The sequence below is a fragment of the Thauera sp. genome, from assembly GCF_047601425.1.
Classification (GTDB): domain Bacteria; phylum Pseudomonadota; class Gammaproteobacteria; order Burkholderiales; family Rhodocyclaceae; genus Thauera.
Window position 1 is genome coordinate 525,315 of sequence record NZ_JASGJL010000001.1, and the last position, 17,475, is coordinate 542,789.

General features: G+C 65.8%; 16 protein-coding genes and 3 tRNA genes. 4 read left to right on the plus strand and 15 right to left on the minus strand.

Going from position 1 to position 17,475, the window contains the following annotated elements:
- Positions 1 to 22: 22 nt before the first annotated feature.
- Together lolA and QM748_RS02595 are read left to right on the plus strand one after the other, a co-directional pair.
- A complete protein-coding gene (lolA, locus tag QM748_RS02590) occupies positions 23 to 712 on the plus strand; it encodes an outer membrane lipoprotein chaperone LolA (protein WP_415248000.1) in 690 nt (229 codons plus the stop codon).
- Between the two features lie 2 nt (positions 713 to 714).
- Positions 715 to 2,106, plus strand: coding sequence for a replication-associated recombination protein A (locus tag QM748_RS02595; protein WP_415245513.1), 1,392 nt, complete (start codon positions 715 to 717; stop codon positions 2,104 to 2,106).
- Here the strand turns inward: QM748_RS02595 and QM748_RS02600 are convergent.
- Positions 2,078 to 2,341 (minus strand): hypothetical protein, encoded by a 264-nt coding sequence (locus QM748_RS02600; RefSeq protein WP_415245514.1) that lies wholly within the window; start codon positions 2,339 to 2,341, stop codon positions 2,078 to 2,080. The genes QM748_RS02595 and QM748_RS02600 overlap by 29 nt on opposite strands.
- Positions 2,342 to 2,589: 248 nt before the next feature.
- Between QM748_RS02600 and serS the strand changes: the two genes are divergently transcribed.
- Positions 2,590 to 3,882: a serine--tRNA ligase gene (gene serS / locus QM748_RS02605; RefSeq protein WP_415245515.1), complete on the plus strand. Its 1,293-nt coding sequence runs from the start codon at positions 2,590 to 2,592 to the stop codon at positions 3,880 to 3,882.
- An 8-nt stretch (positions 3,883 to 3,890) separates the two neighbouring features.
- Here serS and mltF read toward each other — a convergent pair whose 3' ends face one another.
- From mltF to QM748_RS02665, 12 genes are all read right to left on the minus strand, one after another.
- Positions 3,891 to 5,324 carry a membrane-bound lytic murein transglycosylase MltF gene (mltF, locus tag QM748_RS02610; protein ID WP_415245516.1) on the minus strand — a complete coding sequence of 478 codons (1,434 nt, stop codon included), beginning with the start codon at positions 5,322 to 5,324 and terminating at the stop codon, positions 3,891 to 3,893.
- A gap of 14 nt (positions 5,325 to 5,338) precedes the next feature.
- Positions 5,339 to 6,715 carry an AcvB/VirJ family lysyl-phosphatidylglycerol hydrolase gene (locus tag QM748_RS02615; protein WP_415245517.1) on the minus strand — a complete coding sequence of 459 codons (1,377 nt, stop codon included), beginning with the start codon at positions 6,713 to 6,715 and terminating at the stop codon, positions 5,339 to 5,341.
- Positions 6,712 to 9,297 (minus strand): bifunctional lysylphosphatidylglycerol flippase/synthetase MprF, encoded by a 2,586-nt coding sequence (gene mprF, locus QM748_RS02620; RefSeq protein WP_415245518.1) that lies wholly within the window; start codon positions 9,295 to 9,297, stop codon positions 6,712 to 6,714. Before mprF ends, QM748_RS02615 begins: the two co-directional genes overlap by 4 nt.
- Before the next feature lie 162 nt (positions 9,298 to 9,459).
- Positions 9,460 to 10,494 (minus strand): DnaJ C-terminal domain-containing protein, encoded by a 1,035-nt coding sequence (locus tag QM748_RS02625; protein WP_415245519.1) that lies wholly within the window; start codon positions 10,492 to 10,494, stop codon positions 9,460 to 9,462.
- Between the two features lie 88 nt (positions 10,495 to 10,582).
- Positions 10,583 to 10,659 (minus strand) — tRNA-Arg (locus QM748_RS02630).
- Positions 10,660 to 10,703: 44 nt separating this feature from the next.
- Positions 10,704 to 10,780 (minus strand) — tRNA-Arg (locus QM748_RS02635).
- 62 nt (positions 10,781 to 10,842) lie between these two features.
- Positions 10,843 to 10,932: transfer RNA gene (locus tag QM748_RS02640), tRNA-Ser, on the minus strand.
- 58 nt (positions 10,933 to 10,990) lie between these two features.
- Positions 10,991 to 11,347 carry a carboxymuconolactone decarboxylase family protein gene (locus QM748_RS02645; RefSeq protein WP_415245520.1) on the minus strand — a complete coding sequence of 119 codons (357 nt, stop codon included), beginning with the start codon at positions 11,345 to 11,347 and terminating at the stop codon, positions 10,991 to 10,993.
- 224 nt (positions 11,348 to 11,571) lie between these two features.
- Positions 11,572 to 12,378 (minus strand): GTP cyclohydrolase FolE2, encoded by an 807-nt coding sequence (gene folE2, locus QM748_RS02650; protein ID WP_415245521.1) that lies wholly within the window; start codon positions 12,376 to 12,378, stop codon positions 11,572 to 11,574.
- A gap of 100 nt (positions 12,379 to 12,478) precedes the next feature.
- The gene (dxs, locus tag QM748_RS02655) at positions 12,479 to 14,338 is read right to left on the minus strand and encodes a 1-deoxy-D-xylulose-5-phosphate synthase (RefSeq protein WP_415245522.1); all 1,860 of its coding nucleotides are present in this window, start codon (positions 14,336 to 14,338) and stop codon (positions 12,479 to 12,481) included.
- A 61-nt stretch (positions 14,339 to 14,399) separates the two neighbouring features.
- On the minus strand, positions 14,400 to 15,299 hold the full coding sequence (locus QM748_RS02660) for a polyprenyl synthetase family protein (protein WP_415245523.1): 900 nt from the start codon (positions 15,297 to 15,299) through the stop codon (positions 14,400 to 14,402).
- Positions 15,296 to 15,532: an exodeoxyribonuclease VII small subunit gene (locus QM748_RS02665; RefSeq protein WP_415248001.1), complete on the minus strand. Its 237-nt coding sequence runs from the start codon at positions 15,530 to 15,532 to the stop codon at positions 15,296 to 15,298. The genes QM748_RS02660 and QM748_RS02665 overlap by 4 nt, the downstream gene beginning before the upstream one ends.
- A gap of 126 nt (positions 15,533 to 15,658) precedes the next feature.
- Between QM748_RS02665 and QM748_RS02670 the strand changes: the two genes are divergently transcribed.
- Positions 15,659 to 16,759: an aromatic ring-hydroxylating oxygenase subunit alpha gene (locus QM748_RS02670; RefSeq protein ID WP_415245524.1), complete on the plus strand. Its 1,101-nt coding sequence runs from the start codon at positions 15,659 to 15,661 to the stop codon at positions 16,757 to 16,759.
- Between the two features lie 33 nt (positions 16,760 to 16,792).
- On the opposite strand, the gene QM748_RS02675 is transcribed toward QM748_RS02670, so the two are convergent.
- Together QM748_RS02675 and QM748_RS02680 are read right to left on the minus strand one after the other, a co-directional pair.
- The gene (locus tag QM748_RS02675) at positions 16,793 to 17,218 is read right to left on the minus strand and encodes a type II toxin-antitoxin system death-on-curing family toxin (RefSeq protein ID WP_415245525.1); all 426 of its coding nucleotides are present in this window, start codon (positions 17,216 to 17,218) and stop codon (positions 16,793 to 16,795) included.
- A gap of 13 nt (positions 17,219 to 17,231) precedes the next feature.
- Entirely contained in the window at positions 17,232 to 17,453 is a 222-nt protein-coding gene (locus tag QM748_RS02680; protein WP_263459924.1) for an AbrB/MazE/SpoVT family DNA-binding domain-containing protein, read from the minus strand.
- Positions 17,454 to 17,475 lie beyond the last annotated feature (22 nt).

Genomic DNA, 17,475 nt, shown 5'->3' on the forward strand with positions numbered 1-17,475 from the left:
AATGCATTTCGGTGCAGGGGCGATGGCTCGCCAACTGGCGGCCCATGCCCCGATGGTTGTGCGTGCGTCGCTGGCCCTCGCATTGGTTTGTGCCGGCGGTGCCGCGCTGGCTGCGGACGGCGTTGCCCAGCTGCGCCAGTTCGTGTCGGATACGCGCAGCGCCGAGGGCGATTTCGAGCAGATCGTCGTTGCCCAGTCCGGCCGCAAGCCGCAGCAGGCATCGGGCAGCTTTGCCTATTCGCGGCCCGGGCGTTTCCATTGGGAATACGAGCGTCCCTACCGCCAGGTACTGGTCGGTGACGGCAGCACGCTATGGACCTGGGATCCGGACCTGAACCAGGTCACGGTACGCACGATCGGCGATGCCCTGGGGGCGACGCCGGCCGCCATCCTGTTCGGCAGCGGCGACATCGATGAAGGTTTCGTCCTGGCCGAAGGCGGCAGTGACGGCCAGCTGGATTGGGTCGAAGCTCGCCCCAGGCAGACCGACAGCGGCTTCGAGTCCCTGCGCATCGGCCTCAAGGGCGGCCGTCTGCACAGCATGGAGATGCGCGACAATTTCGGCCAGACCACGCTGATCCATTTCACCCGTCTGCAGCCGAATCCCAAGCTGGCTCCCGACCGTTTCCGCTTCGAGCCGCCGGCGGGTGCCGACGTGATCGGTGAGCTGCCGGGTGCGGCGGGTGGCGCCGGCACCGCTCCGGCACGTTGACCGTGGCCGATCTGTTCGAGTCCATCGCACCGCCGCAGGTGCCGCTTGCCGAACGCATGCGGCCGAAATCACTCGACGAGGTCGCGGGCCAGGCTCACCTGCTGGGCGAGGGCAAGCCCCTTCGGCTGGCCTTTGCCTCGCGCAAGCCGCATTCGATGATCCTATGGGGCCCTCCGGGTGTCGGCAAGACCACGCTCGCCCGCCTGATGGCGCAGGGCTTCGACGCCGACTTCGTTGCGCTGTCGGCGGTGTTTTCCGGCGTCAAGGAGATCCGCGAGGCGATCCAGCAGGCCCAGGCCGCCAAGGCGCGGGGCCGGCACACCATCCTGTTCGTGGATGAAGTGCATCGCTTCAACAAGTCGCAGCAGGATGCCTTCCTGCCTTACGTCGAGCAGGGGCTGGTGACCTTCATCGGCGCTACCACCGAGAACCCGTCCTTCGAAGTCAATTCGGCGCTGCTGTCGCGCGCGGCGGTCTATGTCCTTGAACCGATCGATGCCGAGGCGATGACCGCGCTGTTCGAGCGGGCACGGCTGGCGGCATGTCCGGACCTGCCGTTCGACGACGACGCCCGCGAACGCATGATCGGTTTCGCCGACGGCGATGCACGGCGGCTGATGAACCTGATCGAGCAGGTTCAGGTGGCGGCCGAGACGGCTGGTGCGGCAAGGGTCGATGCGGCTTTCGTCGATGCCGCTCTGTCGCAGAACCTGCGCCGTTTCGACAAGGGCGGAGAGGCTTTCTACGACCAGATATCGGCCCTGCACAAATCGGTCCGGGGCTCGAACCCGGATGCCTCGCTCTACTGGCTGTGCCGGATGCTCGATGGCGGCGCGGATCCGCTCTATGTCGGCCGGCGTCTGATCCGCATGGCGGTGGAGGACATCGGCCTGGCCGACCCGCGGGCACTCGAAATGACCTTGAATGCCTGCGCCACATACGAGCGCCTCGGTTCTCCCGAAGGCGAACTGGCGCTGGCGCAGGCGACGATCTTCCTCGCCTGTGCGGCCAAGTCGAATGCGGCCTACAAGGCCTACAACGCGGCGCGCAACTTCGTCAAACACGACGGCTCGCGCCCGGTGCCGCTGCACCTGCGCAATGCGCCGACGAAATTGATGAAGAACCTGGGTTATGGCAAGGCTTACCGCTACGCCCATGACGAGCCGGGCGGCTATGCCGCCGGTGAAAACTACCTGCCCGAAGGCATGGAGCGTCCGGAGTGGTATCAACCCACGCCGCGTGGCATGGAAGGGCGCATCGCGGAGAAGCTCGCCCAGCTGCGTGCGCTGGACGAGGCGGCAGAAAGCCAGAACGCCCGGCCGTCCGGTAGGCGGACGGGCGAGCGTTCGGCGTCGGATGATGCTGCTAATGCGTCAGGGGATGATCAGCCATGAAGCGGGCGCACACGGATTTGGCCTTGGCGGCCTTGTCCTTGTCGCCGCATTCGTTGGCGCGCTCGACGAGATCGAGCATGAAGTTCGTCAGCAGCAGGACGCCTTCGCGAGTCTGGACCAGGCCGCAAACCACTTGTGCGGCGGCAACGTCCGGAATCCCTTCATGTTCGGCGACCAGTGCGACTTCGTCATCGGTAATGTCGCAGTAGTCCAGGCAGTCACGAATCGATAGCATAGTTACTCCTCCATTGTTGCGCCGTCTGATGCGGCTTGTTGATTCCTTAAACATATCCGACAAAGCGGAAATAGCAAGTTCAATTTACGTAGGGTCAACTTTGTAAGGAATTGATTTTTTTTAATCGATTGCTCCGACGCTACATTTTTGGAATGTCTGTTGCCCTGTGGCTACAGCCGCAACGACTCCCCGATTCCAGGCTTGTTCCAGGCCGATGACCCATCAACGATTTTCTTCAGGACAACCCGATGCTCGACATTCAGCTTCTGCGTAATCAGATCGACCTGGTCGCCGCCCGGCTGGCCAGCCGCGGCCTGCAACTGGACAGTGCTGCCTTCCTCGCGCTCGAGGAGGAGCGCAAGCAGCTCCAGACCCGGACCCAGGAACTGCAGGCGCGCCGCAATGCGCTGTCGAAACAGATCGGCATGCTCAAGGGCAAGGGCGAGGACGCCGGCCCGGTGATGGCCGAAGTGGCCCAGCTCGGCGATGAACTGAAAGCCTGCGAGCAGGCCTTGCCCGGGTTGCTTGAACGCATCAACGACTTCGTTGCCCGCCTGCCCAATCTGCCGCACGAGAGCGTGCCGGCGGGCGAGGACGAAAGCGGCAACATCGAGGTCCGCCGCTGGGGCACGCCGGCCAGCTTCGATTTCGAGGTGCGCGACCACGTCGACCTCGGTGCGCCGCTGGGGCTGGATTTCGAGACCGGTGCCAAGCTGTCGGGGGCGCGCTTCGCCTTCCTGCGCGGGCCGGTGGCACGGCTGCATCGCGCGCTGGCGCAGTTCATGCTCGACACTCACACCCGTGAGCACGGCTACACCGAGTGCTATACCCCCTACATCGTCAACCGCGATGCGCTGTTCGGTACCGGACAGCTGCCCAAGTTCAAGGAGGACCTGTTCTGGGTGCTGCGCGGCGGCGACGAGGAGGGGCTGGAGCAGTACCTGATCCCGACTGCCGAGATCACGCTCACCAACAGCGTGCGCGAGGAAGTGCTGGCGCTCGATGCACTGCCGATCCGCATGACGGCGCACAGCCCCTGCTTCCGCTCCGAAGCGGGCAGCGGCGGACGCGACGTGCGCGGCATGATCCGCCAGCACCAGTTCGACAAGGTGGAAATGGTGCAGGTGGTCGAGCCCTCGGCCAGCTACGAGGCGCTGGAGCAGATGGTCGGCCATGCCGAAGCCATTCTGCAGAAGCTCGAGCTGCCGTATCGGGTGATCACCCTGTGTACCGGCGACATGGGCTTTTCGGCGAGCAAGACCTACGATCTGGAAGTGTGGCTGCCGGCGCAGAACACCTATCGCGAGATTTCAAGCTGCTCGAACTGCGAGGCCTTCCAGGCCCGCCGCATGCAGGCGCGCTTCAAGAACGCACAGGGCAAGAACGAACTGGTGCACACGCTGAACGGCTCCGGCCTGGCCGTCGGCCGCACCCTGGTCGCGGTGCTGGAAAACTGCCAGCAGGCCGATGGCTCGATCGTGATCCCGAAGGCGCTGGTGCCCTACATGGGGGGCGTCGAGCGGCTCGAACCGGCGCTCTGAGTCCGGTCTCAGTCGGTCTTGCCCAGCCGCAGGCGGGGCAGGACCAGGCCCGGTTCGTAGGGCGGCTCCAGCCGGGTCAGGATGTCATGGTAATTGCGTACGTTCTCGGTCATCACCACCGCTTCGCCGCCGCGTGCCGGGCCCGACTTGAGCCGTTGCGCGTATTCCGGCCGGGATAGCAGCGGCAGCACCGATTTCATCTCCCACCAGGCGCGGTCGTCCTTGCCCAGCCGGCGGGCGATCGCACGGGCGCCGTTCATGTGTCCCATGCCCAGGTTGTAGGCCGCTGTCGCCATCCAGCTGCGATCCGGCTCGTCGATGTCTTCCGGCAACATGTCTTTCAGCATCGCCAGGTAGCGCGCGCCCCCCAGAATGCTCTGGCGAGGGTCGAGGCGATCGTTCACGCCCAGCCGGTCGGCCGTGTCAACCGTGAGCATCATCATGCCGCGCACGCCGGTGAAGGAGGTGGCTTGCGGATCCCAGTGGGATTCCTGGTAGGCCACGGCGGCGATGTAGCGCCAGTCGATGCCCGTCTGGGCCTCGGCCTCGTGGAAATGGGCGCGGTAACGGGGCAGGCGCTCCCGGATGCGGGCCAGAAAGGTGGCGATGTCGGTGTCGTTCAGGCGGCGCACGTAGTCGAAGTAGCGGTCGGCCAGGCGGGCGAGGCGGCCGTCTGCGCTGGCCCGGGCGATGAAGGTATCGACCTCGGCTGCCAGCCCGGTCCTATCGGCTGGCAGCGCCCAGGCGATGGCGGAGCGGCCCGGCAGTTCGTGGACGATTTCCAGCGCGGGATGGAGGTGGGTGGCAAGCGCGTAGTGCAGGCGGTCGGTGGCGACGAGATCGAGCCTGCCCGCAGCGAGGTCGGCAAGCAGTTGCTCTTCGCCGGCCTTGGTCGGGAAATGCACGTTGACGCCGGGCCGGCGCTTGCGGATGTCCATGATCTTTTCTGCCGCCAGCGAGCCGCGGCGGGCCGATATCGTCCGTCCCGCAAGGCCCGCTTCATCGGCAGGTCCTTCTGCCTGGCTGCCGCTGCGGCCGACGACGACGTACTCCACCTCGCGCAGTGGCTTCGACCATTTCAGCGGCAGGCGCTTGTTCATACCCAGGCTCGCGGCGGCCATGTGCGCCTGGCCGTTGATCACCGCATCCAGCGCCCGGGTGGTGTCGGGATAGGGCACGAAAGTGACCGTGATGTCGAGTTCGTCGCCGAGTGCCAGCAGCAGATCATGCTCGAAGCCGCTTGCCCGGCCGTCGTCGTCGAGCCGGTAGGAAATCGCGTCGTTGCGGGTGGCGATGCGCAATTCACCGAGGTCGCGGTAGTCGGCGATGCGCGGCTTTTCGGCCGGCCCGCAGGCCGCCAGCAGCAGGCCCAGCATGACGAGCCAGAACAGCCGGGCGGCTTGCACCGGTCCGGTCGGCGCATGGGGCAGGAACCTGTCCATTGGTGGGCTTCGCGTCAGGGGGTCGAGCGCTGTCTTGCGCCGAGCAGGATGCGGCGGGCAAGGGCTTCGTAGTCACCATCGAAATGATGTCCGCCGGTGGTCCGGATGATCTCCACGCCGGGATTCTTCAACTGCCGGCAGGCGGCCGCTTCGTCGTCCGCGCCATAGAAACATTGGAGAAGATGGGGATCGATGCGGGCAGTTTCGGGCAGCGTCTGCATGGTTTCTCCACGTTCGCGGCCCAGCCAGCCGGCGATGCTCACTTCGAAGCGGGCTGCCGACGAAAAGCCGAGCAACGAGAGCTGTACCACGTGCTGCCTGGTTTCAGGCGGAAGTCGATTGTAGATCGCGGGCAGCACGTCTGCACCGAAGGAGTAGCCGATCAGCACGACCTTGTCCGCCTGCCACTTGGCGCGATAGGCGCCGATGATGCGCGCCAGGTCGTGGGCTCCTTGTTCCGGGCTTCGCCGAGTCCAGAAGTAGCGCAGCACATCGACCCCGACCACAGGCATGCCTTCGCGTTGCAGCAGGGCGGCGACGTCCTTGTCGAGATCGCGCCAGCCGCCGTCGCCCGAATAGAGGACGGCCAGCGTGTCCGCTGCCGGCTGTGCAGCCGGAAGTGAGGCCGGAGGCAGTTCGATCAATGGCAGATCGGCGAGCGCGTCGCCGCCAGGCTGCTGGCCTGCCCGCATGATGCCTGCCAGCAAGGCGTCAAGCGGAGCCTGATTGCTGTCAGCGGAGCTGACATCCTGCCGCCCCGTGCCGAGCTGCCTGACGTAATCCCGCGTTGCCGGAGAGGCGCCCTGCGCAGTACGCAGCACCACTGCGTAAGGAAGGGGCGCCGGCTGCAGGAGATAGGCGCTTTCGTTCAGGCGGTCCGTACCAGGGCGGCCGTGGCCATCGCATAGCACGGCATGGATGGAAGGGAGCAGTGCCGGTGCGGGATTTACCGCAACTGCGCCGGCGATCGTTGCCGCAGCCGCCTGGCCCGCCACCGCGAGCGCGGCCGTTCCGCCGGCGCCGCTGCCTGCCAGAACGGGGAAATGGTAGGCAGCAGCGCCGGCCTGGCGCTGCATGCGATGGCTGACGGCCTCGATTTCGCCGATCAGCGTGGCACAGGCGACGCCATGCGCCTCGATGCGCTGCAGGGTTGCGGGCAGGTCGATGCCGATGACCGCGAATCCTCGCCCGGCCAGGGCAGCGGCGGCTGAGCGCTCGAAGGAGCCCCAACCGCCTGCGTCGGAGAACAGGACGACCGTTCCGGACGGCGCCGTGCCAGAAGGCTGGATCAACTCGGGCTGGCCGATTGCCATGCCGGCCTCGGACGCCCATGCGCTCCGCAAAGCGGCAAGCAGGATGATGGCGGCAAGCAGCGTGAGCTTCGATTTCATTTGCCGATGACTCCCTTCAGGCCGCCGCTGATCAGCACCGTGATGTCGGCCAGCGCCAGCATCGGATTGATTCCGCCGGCAACCGCGAGGTAGCGTGCTTGCCATTCAGGCTGGAATTTCGCCTTGAAGGCGCGCAGGCCGCTGAAATTGTAGAAACGTTCGCCATGCTCGAACACGGTCCGCCCCACACGGTGCCAGATCGGCGCGGCGGCGCTCGTTGACAGGCCGGACAGCGGCGCCATGCCGAGGTTGAAGCAGGCGTAGCCGGCATCCTTGAAGTGCAGGATCAGGCGCAGCAGCAGGATTTCCATGGTGCCGTTGGGTGCGTCGGGGGCGAAGCGCATCAGGTCGATGCTGCACTCCTCGCGCAGATCGGTCAGCAGCAGGGTCGTGAAGGCGACGATGCGTCCTTCCTGCCGCAGCAGCGCGACCGGCTGCCGGCCGACGTAATCCGGGGAAAAGGCGCCGAGCGAGAAGCGTTTCTCGCGCACCTTGTGGTGGGCCAGCCAGGCGTCGGAGACGGCGGCGAGTTCGGCCATGCAGGCACCCAGGCCGTCCGGCGCCACGATTTCGAACTGCAGTCCTTCGCGTTCCGCGCGGTTGAGCGCCGAGCGCAGGTTTGCCCGCTTGCCGCCTTTCAGTTCGAAGGAGGGAAGGTGCAGGCGGGCCTCCTCGCCGAGCTTGAAGGCCATCAGCCCCGTATCCGCGTACAGGCCCAGCGACTCGGGCGCCACCTGGTAGAAGACGGCCCGCCCTCCCGCATGGCGGGCCATCTCGGCAAAACGCCACACCAGCTCGGGCCAGCACTCACGGGGACCGACGGGGTCGGACAGCGCCACCCACGAGCGGCCCTGGCGCCCGTACATGATGAAGGCACGGCCGTCGTCGGAGAACAGCAGGAACTTGTCGCCCATCGCCACCAGCCCGGCATCGACCCGCGGCTGGGCTGCCACGATCCGGCATGCTCGCGCCAGCGCTTCGCGGTCGGGCTGTGCCGTCGCCGTGTTGACCGGCCGTATCAGCATCCACCAGGCGCCGAAGCCCGCGGTGAGGACGATGCCGACCAGCGCCCGCAGGCTGCGCGGCGCTTCGCTGGACAGTTCGAACTGCCACCAGAGCGCGTGGGTATATTCCACGTCCTTGTAGACGAACAACAGCAAGGCGATTGCCGTCACCAGCAGCACCGCCATCGTTGCCAGCCAGCCTGGCGTCATGGCCTGGTGCAGCAGCGAGGCCTGGCGCGAGAAGGCGCGTCGTGACGCCAGCAAGGCGGCGAACAGGGCCAGCAACAGCAGGACTTCGCCCAGCGCCAGCGCCTTGAACAAGGCCAGCACGGCGGAGATCGGCACGATGACGATCGCCAGCCACCATGCTCCATCGAGCCGGTAGACCAGCCCGCGGGCCACGATCAGCAGCATCATTCCCAGCACGCTGCCCAGGAAATGAGCGCCTTCGACCAGCGGCAGCGGGATATTGGCGCCAAGCGCTTCGAGCGCGTCATTGCTTGCCGGCGTCATGCCGGAGAACACCAGCAGTGCCCCCAGCACCAGCGTGAAGCCGCCGATCAGGGGCGGCGCCAGCCGATGCCCGGCCCGGAGCAGTGCGCTCATCGGTGGCGTTCTGGCGGCTTTCCCCAGTTCCAGCCCGGCGATCACGAGTACTGCCAGCACCAGCGGCACCAGGTGGTAGATCAGGCGATACAGGATCAGGGCGCCGAGTATCCTGTCCATCGGCAGCTGGCCGCCAAGTGCCGCGACGATCACCGTTTCGAAGATGCCCAGGCCTGCAGGCACGTGGCTCACCACGCCCAGGCCCACGGCCACTGCGTAAATGGCGATGAATGCCGGCAGGCCGATGCCGTCTGCCGGCAGCAGCGCCCACAGCACGGCGCCTGAAGCGCTGATATCGATGAAAGTGGCGCCGAACTGGCGCGCCATGATCCGCCACGAGGGCAGTCGCGGGGCTGCGCCGAAAAAGCGCACCGTCCTGCCGGGGCCGGCTGCGGCGCACAGCGCGATCAGCGTCGCGGCCATGCCTGCGCCGATCAGCCGCAGCGTGGCCGGCGAGAGCGGCAGCATGGCCAGATCGTCGGCCGCGAGCAGCAGGCCAAGGGCGGTCGTGCCGGCAAGGCCGAGGCCGAAGGCGAGGGTGACGAAGGCGACGACGCGGGCGACCGCGTCGGGCTCCAGGCCATAGGGCGTATAGAAGCGATAGCGGATGGCGCCGGCGGTCAGGGGGCCGAAGCCCACGGTGTTGCCCACCGCATAGGCGCAGAACGAGGTCAGCGCAACCGTAGCTGCCGGCACGCGCTTGCCGACGAAGTCCAGGGCGCCGCGATCGTAGATCGTCAGCGCTGCAAAGCTCAATGCAGTGCAGCCCAGCGCGATGGCAAGTGCCTGAGGTGGCGTGCCGGCCAGCGCGGCGGTGATCTCGGCGTAGGAAACTTCACCGACGAGGTGGCTGATTGCCGTCCAGGCAAGGACGAGAATGACGACCGTCAGCACCGGAATGGCGATCGGGCGCAGTCTTTGCAACCGACCAGTGATGTGCGAGGCCAGGCTGTGGGTGGATTCGATCTTCAAGATCACCTCGCTCCGGAGAGCGAAAAGCAGGGAGCGGCACGCTCGGGACGGAGCGGCATCGGGCAGCCAATATAGCCGAGTTTAGCGTGGCCTTTGTGCGCGGATGCCGCGTTTGCCGCAGGTATCCGGAGCGCGTGGTGGGCAGGGCCTTGGTGGCGCCCCTCAATGGCTGTCCGGCAGCCATCGGGCTTCCCAGGCGGCCAGTTCGGGCAGCGCGTCGGACAGCCGCCGCTGCAGCGCCGTTTCCAGTGCTTCGAGCGGCGCGCGCAGCTCGGCGCCGGCACGGGAAATCATCATCGGCAGGAAGTCGATCACCAGATCCCCGGCGGCCCGGCCGGCGCGGGCGGGAAAGCCTTCGCCCGGCAGGCGGATCCGGCGCGGTGCCGCGTCGCCGGCATCGAGCCTGATCCGGCGGGCTCCGGCGGGGTGGGGGAGATGTACCTCGCCGCCGAGTAGCAGCCGCAGCATGCTGATCGGGCGCTGCAGCAGCAGATCGCGCCCGCTGCGGGTGTAGATCGGGTGGGGAGAAAGCCGGATGCGGAGATGCAGGTCGCCGGAGCGGCCAGCAGGATCGGCGCAGGCCTCTCCTTCGCCTGCCAGGCGCAGGCTGTCGCCGTTGACCAGCCCGGCAGGGAGATTGACCGCCAGCCAGCGCGCGTGCTGCTGCTGTCCGCTGCCATCGCAGGCAGAACAGGGCTCGATGCTGCGATAGCCGCGGCCGTCACAGGCTGTACAGTGCTGCAGGCCCTTGCCGTTGCGGATGCGCCCGGAGCCGCGACAGGGTTCGCACAGGCGCGTGAAGGCCAGCTTGACCTCCCCGGTGCCGGTGCAATCCATACAGGCGGCTGAGCGGCTCAGGCAGATTTGCTTCGAGCCGCCGAGGAAAGCCTCTTCGAGGCTCAGTTCCAGCTCCATCGAGCGGTCTGCGCCGCGCGGACCGTCGCTGGCGGACGTATGGCGATCGTCGGTGGCGGCCGTTTCGTTCTTGTCCGACGGTGCGTCGGCGCCGTCCTCCGTCGTCCTGAACGCGGCAAGCAGGCGGTCGTGGGCCTGGCGAAGGGCCTTGAAATGCTCGGCTGCGGCGGGGGTGGGATTGCGGTCGGGGTGCCACTGCATCGCCAGCCGGCGGAACTTGCGCTTGATGTTGACCGGGGAGGCGCCCGGTACCAGACCGAGCAGTTCGTAGGCGTCGCGCATGGTGGCCTCTGTTGCGGGATGTGGGCACGTGAAACAGCAGCCCATACGCAAAAGGCCCAGTCCGGAGACTGGGCCTTTTGCGCGTATCTGGCGCGCCCGGAAGGATTCGAACCTCCTACCCCCTGGTTCGTAGCCAGGTACTCTATCCAGATGAGCTACGGGCGCAATCTCGAAAACGTTTATGGCCCGTCATCGAAAGGCCGGAAAGCTGGCGCGCCCGGAAGGATTCGAACCTCCTACCCCCTGGTTCGTAGCCAGGTACTCTATCCAGATGAGCTACGGGCGCTTTTTGCTGCACTGCGAAGGAGCGGGATTATAACTGCTATTTCCGCCTCTTCAACTGTTTTTTGGCGGAGAGGGTGGGATTCGAACCCACGGTAGGCTTGCACCTACGCCTGATTTCGAGTCAGGTACATTCGACCACTCTGCCACCTCTCCGCTCGAAGCTCGGCATTATAGGGCGTTTTCAGCGCAAGTAAACGCAGTCGGCGATTTTTTAGGCCGTCGTGGCCTTGGGAGACATCTCTTCCCAGGCGCGGACGGCTTCCGCCGCATACATCAGCGCCGGCCCGCCGCCCATGTAGGTGCATACGGAAAGGGTTTCCATCATCTGCTGGCGGCTGGCGCCGAGACGGATCAGCGCCTTCACGTGGAAGCCGACGCAGGCGTCGCAGCGCTGGGTGACGGCGATCGCCAGGGCGATGAGCTCCTTCTGCAATTCGCTGAGCTCGCCGTCCTGCATGGCCCCCTTGGCCATCGCATTGAAGCCCTGCATCGTATCCGGGGTTTCCTTGCGCAGCGTGGCGAGGGCTCTGGACACGTCGGTGGTGATCTGGACGAAGGACTTGGACATCGCAGTGGCTCCTTTGTTAAGAATTTAATTGAATTCTAATATTATCCCGAAACCAATGTGTTTGCCATCGAAGCGTAGCGACGCTGATGGCGCGGGCTGCATGGATTGAGCCAAAGGCGAAGCCCGCCACGACCGGCACGGGCCGTGCATCCCATGGTCGATGGGGCTTGCCTGCGTCCTGCCCCCACTGCTCATGCGGCGGGGGACGCGGGGGAAGGGAAGGTTCAGCCCTTGCGCTTGTCGCGTTCGATCAGCGCGTATGCCGAATGGTTGTGGATGGACTCGAAGTTCTCCGATTCGACCACGTAGGCGTCGACCCGCGCTTCGGCATTGAGCAGGGCCGCCACGTCACGCACCAGATCCTCGACGAACTTGGGATTGTCGTAGGCGCGTTCGGTGACCCACTTCTCGTCAGGGCGCTTGAGCAGGCCGAAGATCTCGCACGAGGCCTGGCTCTCGACCAGCTGCACCATGTCCTCGATCCACAGGTGGTCGTTGAGCACCGCGGTGACGGTGATGTGCGAGCGCTGGTTGTGCGCGCCGTAGTCGGAGATCTTCTTCGAGCAGGGGCACAGGCTGGTCACCGGCACCACGATCTTCATCGTGAACTCGTAGCGGCCGCCTTCACGGATTTCGCCGATGAAGCTGACCTCGTAATCGAGCAGGCTGTGCACGCCGGATACCGGCGCCGCCTTGTCGATGAAATAGGGGAAGCTCATCTCGACATGGCCGGTCTCCGCTTCGAGGCGCTCGACCATCATGCGCAGCATCGGCTCGAAGGATTCGACCGAGATGTCGCGCTCGTTGGTGTTCAGGATCTCGATGAAGCGCGACATGTGGGTGCCCTTGAAGTTGTGGGGCAGCCCGACGTACATGTTGAAGCTGGCGACGGTGTGCTGGACGCCGCCGGCCTTGTCGCTGACTTTGACGGGATGGCGGATCGACTTGATGCCGACCTTGTTGATCGCGATCTGCCGGGTGTCCGTGCTGCTCTGGACGTCCGGCATGACGGCGTCGATGGGGGTATTCATGGACGACTCTCGGGAAAGGCTGCGGAACGGCGCTCGTTCACGCAAGTAATGCAAGCCTGTTGCAACAGGCTTGCAATCTTAGCTTTCCCGACAAAAATACTCAACTATCGAGCTGATTTACCCTGGTTATGCTGGCGAGGATGCCTTCCTCGTCGAGACCAACCGAAGCCAGCAACTGCGCCTGGTCGCCGTGGTCGATGAAACGGTCCGGCAGGCCCAGGCGCAGCACGCGCGGGCGTGCGGCCAGGGTATCGACGAAGCGCGAAACCTCGGAACCGGCGCCACCGATGACGGCGTTTTCCTCGATCGTCACCAGCAGGTCATGGCTGGCGGCGAGTTCGCTCACCAGCGCCTCGTCGAGCGGCTTGACGAAGCGCATGTTGACCACGGTGGCGTCGAGTCTGTCGCCGACGCGCTGGGCGACATCCACCATGCTGCCCCAGGCGAGCAGGGCGATGCGCCTGCCCTGGCGCCGGACTTCGGCCTTGCCGATCGGCAGCGCGCTCATCCGTGCCTCGGGCGTCACGCCGCGGCCGCTGCCGCGCGGATAGCGCACGGCGGTCGGCCCGGGGTGCTGGGTGGCGGTGTAGAGCATCTGGCGGCATTCGTTCTCGTCCGCCGGCGCCATAACCACCATGTTGGGGATGCAGGCGAGGTAGGACAGGTCGTAGGCGCCATGGTGGGTGGCGCCGTCGGCGCCGACCAGGCCGCCGCGGTCGATGGCGAATACCACCGGCAGGTTCTGCAGCGCAACGTCGTGGATGAGCTGGTCGTAGCCGCGCTGCAGGAAGGTGGAATAGATCGCCACCACCGGCACGAAGCCTTCACAGGCCATGCCGGCGGCGAAGGTCACTGCATGCTGCTCGGCGATGCCGACGTCGAAATAGCGCTTCGGGTACTCCTGCGCGAAGCGCACCAGGCCCGAGCCTTCGCGCATCGCGGGCGTGATGCCGACGATGCGCGGGTCGATCGCCGCGATGTCGCACAGCCAGTCGCCGAACACCTGGGTATAGGTCGGCTTGCCGCCGCCCTTGCCGGTCTGGATGCCCGCGGTATGGTCGAACTTGGAGACGCCGTGGTACAGGATGGGATCGGCTTCGGCGAGCTTGTAGCCCTGGCCTTTTCTCGTCGCCACGTGCAGGAACTGCGGCCCTTTGAGCCGCTTCAGGTTCTGCAGCGTCGGGATCAGCGCGTCCAGGTCGTGGCCGTCGATCGGGCCGTAGTAGTGGAAGCCGAACTCCTCGAACAGCGTGCCCGGACTGATCATGCCCTTGGCGTACTCCTCGACCTTGCGCGCCAGTTCGGCGACCGGCGGCGCCATGCCCAGCACCTTCTCGCCGACGCGGCGGGCGGTGTTGTAGGTCGAACCCGACAGCATCCGGGCAAGGATCTTGGTCAGCGCGCCGACCGGCGGCGAGATCGACATCTCGTTGTCGTTGAGGATCACCAGCAGGTTGATGTCCTCGATGTCGCCGGCGTTGTTCAGCGCCTCGAAGGCCATGCCGGCCGACATCGCACCGTCGCCGATCACGGCGATGGCGTGGCGGTCTTCCTTCTTGTTGCGGGCAGCCACCGCCATGCCCAGCGCGGCCGAGATCGAGGTCGACGAATGCGCCGTGCCGAAGGTGTCGTACTCGCTCTCGCAGCGCCGCGGAAAGCCCGAGATGCCACCCCAGTGGCGCAGGCCGGCCATCGCCTCGCGGCGGCCGGTGAGTACCTTGTGGCCGTAGGTCTGGTGGCCGACGTCCCACACGATGCGGTCATGCGGCGTGTTGAAGACGCAGTGCAGCGCGATCGAGAGTTCGACGGTGCCCAGGTTGGACGACAGGTGGCCGCCGGTCTTCGAGACGGACTCGATCAGGAAGGCGCGCAATTCGTCGGCAACGGCGCCGAGCTCGCGGCGATCGAGGGCGCGAAGGTCGGCGGGGGAGCTGATGCGTTCCAGGGTGGGGTAGGCCATGTGCGGTCCGATGCGGAATCGTTGTTGTCGTGGGCGGCGGGCGTGGGCGAATTCTGCCGCCTCAGAAGGCGCGATGCACGATGTAGTCGGCCAGCGACTCGAGGCGCCCGGCGGCGTCACCGAAGGGCTGCAGCGTCGCCCGGGCGTCGGCCAGCATGTCCTCGGCAAGGCGTTTGGCATCGCTCAACCCCAGCAGGCTGACATAGGTCGGCTTGTCGTTGTCGGCGTCCTTGCCGGCGGTCTTGCCCAGCGTGGCGGTATCGGCTTCGGCGTCGAGGATGTCGTCCACCACCTGGAACAGCAGCCCGACCACCTTGGCGTAATGGTCCAGGCGCTGCATGTCGGCCTCGTCCAGCGCGCGCCCGGCCTGTGCGCCCAGCAATACCGAGGCGCGGATCAGTGCGCCGGTCTTGTGGATGTGCATGAACTCCAGTTCTTCACGGCTCAGCTGCAGGCCGACTGAAGCCAGGTCGATGGCCTGGCCGCCGGCCATGCCGCGCGAGCCCGATGCGGTGGCGAGCATGCCGACCATCTTCAACTGGGTCGCGGCATCGTCGGCCACCGGTCCATCGGCCAGCACCTGGAAGGCAAGCGTCTGCAGCGCATCGCCGACCAGCAGCGCGGTGGCCTCGTCGTATTCGACGTGCACCGTCGGCTTGCCGCGGCGCAGCACGTCGTTGTCCATACACGGCATGTCGTCATGGACCAGCGAATAGGCGTGGATCAGCTCGACGGCGCAGGACACGCGATCCAGCCGTTCCGGCGAGGCGCCCGCCAGCTCGCCCGCGGCATGCGCCAGCAGCGGGCGCACCCGCTTGCCGCCGCCGAGCACCGCATAGCGCATCGCCTGGTGCAGGCGCTGGGGGGCGAGCTCGGTGCCGGGCAGCAACGCTTCGAGCGCCTGTTCGGTGCGCTGCTGGACGAGTCCCATCCAGTCCTGGAACGAAGGGCTGCCGTTCATGACGTGCTGCCTCCATTGGCAAAGTCGGAAAGCGTCTCGCCTTCGAGGACCTTCACCCGCTGCTCCGCATCGGCCAGGGTTTCCTGACAGTAGCGCAGCAGGCCGACACCGCGCTGATAGCGCGCGAGCGCGTCTTCGAGCGGCAGCTTGCCGGATTCCATTTCCTGCACGATGGCTTCCAGCTCGGAAACCGCAGCTTCGAATGACTTGGGAGAGGTCGCCGACTTTGGCATGAATGAATAATCTGGCGCGGCAAAAGCGGGAAAATAACCGATCGCAGGTCTGGCGGTCAAACAGGGGCTGGCTTACACTAACCCGTTTATTTTTCCGGATTTCTTGTCCGCAAGGGAGGTTCGGGGATGTCCGACATCGCTTCCAAAGCTCAACTGGCCCAGGCCGCTTCCCAGCTGCCTGTCTCATGGTACTTCGACCAGAAGGTGTTCGAACTGGAGAAAAAGCTCCTCTTCGATGCCGGGCCGGGGTACGTCGGCCACGAGCTGATGGTGCCTGAAGTCGGCAACTACCGCTCGCTCGAATGGCTCGACCATTCCAAGCTGCTGTTCCGCACCGAGGCCGGCATCCACCAGATGTCCAACGTCTGCCGCCACCGCCAGGCCATCATGCTGCAGGGCAGCGGCAGCACCGAGCACGTCGTCTGTCCGGTGCACCGCTGGACTTACAACCAGCAGGGCGAACTGATCGGCGCGCCGCACTTCGCCGAAAAACCCTGCCTCGGCCTCAAGCGCGACGCGCTCGAGAACTGGCGCGGCCTGCTGTTCAAGGGGCCGCGCTCGGCCAATGCCGACCTCGCCGGCATGACGGTGGCGCCGGCGCTGGACTTCTCCGGCTACAAGCTCGACCACGTCGAAATCCACCAGTGCAACTACAACTGGAAGACTTTCATCGAGGTCTATCTGGAGGACTACCACGTCGTGCCCTTCCACCCAGGGCTGGGCAACTTCGTCACCTGTGACGACCTGAGCTGGCAGTTCGGCGACTGGTATTCGGTGCAGCAGGTCGGCATCACCTCGCTGGCCAAGCCGGGTTCGGCGACCTACGCCAAGTGGCACCAGGCGGTGCTCGACTACTACGGCGAGAAAAAGCCCGAACATGGCGCGATCTGGCTCACCTACTACCCCAATGTCATGGTGGAGTGGTATCCGCACGTACTGGTCGTCAGCACCCTGATCCCGACCGACGTCGATCGCACCACCAACGTCGTCGAGTTCTACTACCCGGAAGACATCGTCGAGTTCGAGCGCGAGTTCGTCGAAGCCGAGCAGGCCGCCTACATGGAAACCGCCATTGAGGACGACGACATCGCCGAGCGCATGGACCGCGGCCGCCTGGCGCTGATGAAGGAAGGGCGCAATGAAGTCGGCCCCTACCAGTCGCCCTACGAGGACGGCATGCAGCACTTCCACGAGTTCTATCGGCGGATCATGGAACCGCATCTCTGAGGCCCCGGCGACGGGGCCGGCCGATGGCCGCTTTCAGCGGTAAGCCGCCGCCGGCTCCTGCACGCCGCTGCCTGCCTGGGTGACGACGCGGACACGCAGCCAGCGGGCGAATTCGGCTTCGTCGATGGTGCCGTCGGCCAGGCCGATCATGGCGACGTATTTTTCCTCGTCGCTGGCGACCAGGTCGCAATTGTTGAGCTTGAGAAAGACGCGATAACACACATGCGCGGTCCGTTTGTTGCCATCGACGAACGGATGGTTGCGGGCCAGACCGAAGGCGAGGCTCGCCGCCAGATCGATCAGATCGGGCGGTGGTTCCCCATAGGCATGAAGTTGCTGCGGACGAGCGAGTGCGGACTCGAGCAACGCTTCGTCGCGCACGCCGCTCGCACCGCCATGCACGGCAAGCTGACGGTCGTGAATGGCCAGTGCAAGCGCTCTGCTGATCCAGACGATCATCGTTCCACCCCACTCATTTCGCCAGCAGGTGCAGAACCTGGCGGTCCTCGCGCATGATCTGTTCCGCTACCGCCATCTGCTCGGCCAGGGTCGGATCGTAGGCAACCAGCTTGATCCCGTCGGGCGTTTCCAGCGCGTACAGCTCGTCGCCCTTCTCGAGGCGCAGGTGTGCTAGCAGTTCCTTGGGCAGGATGACGCCGGCGGAGTTGCCGATGCTGGTGATCTTGAGCTTCATGGCGGGCCTCGCACTGGATGAT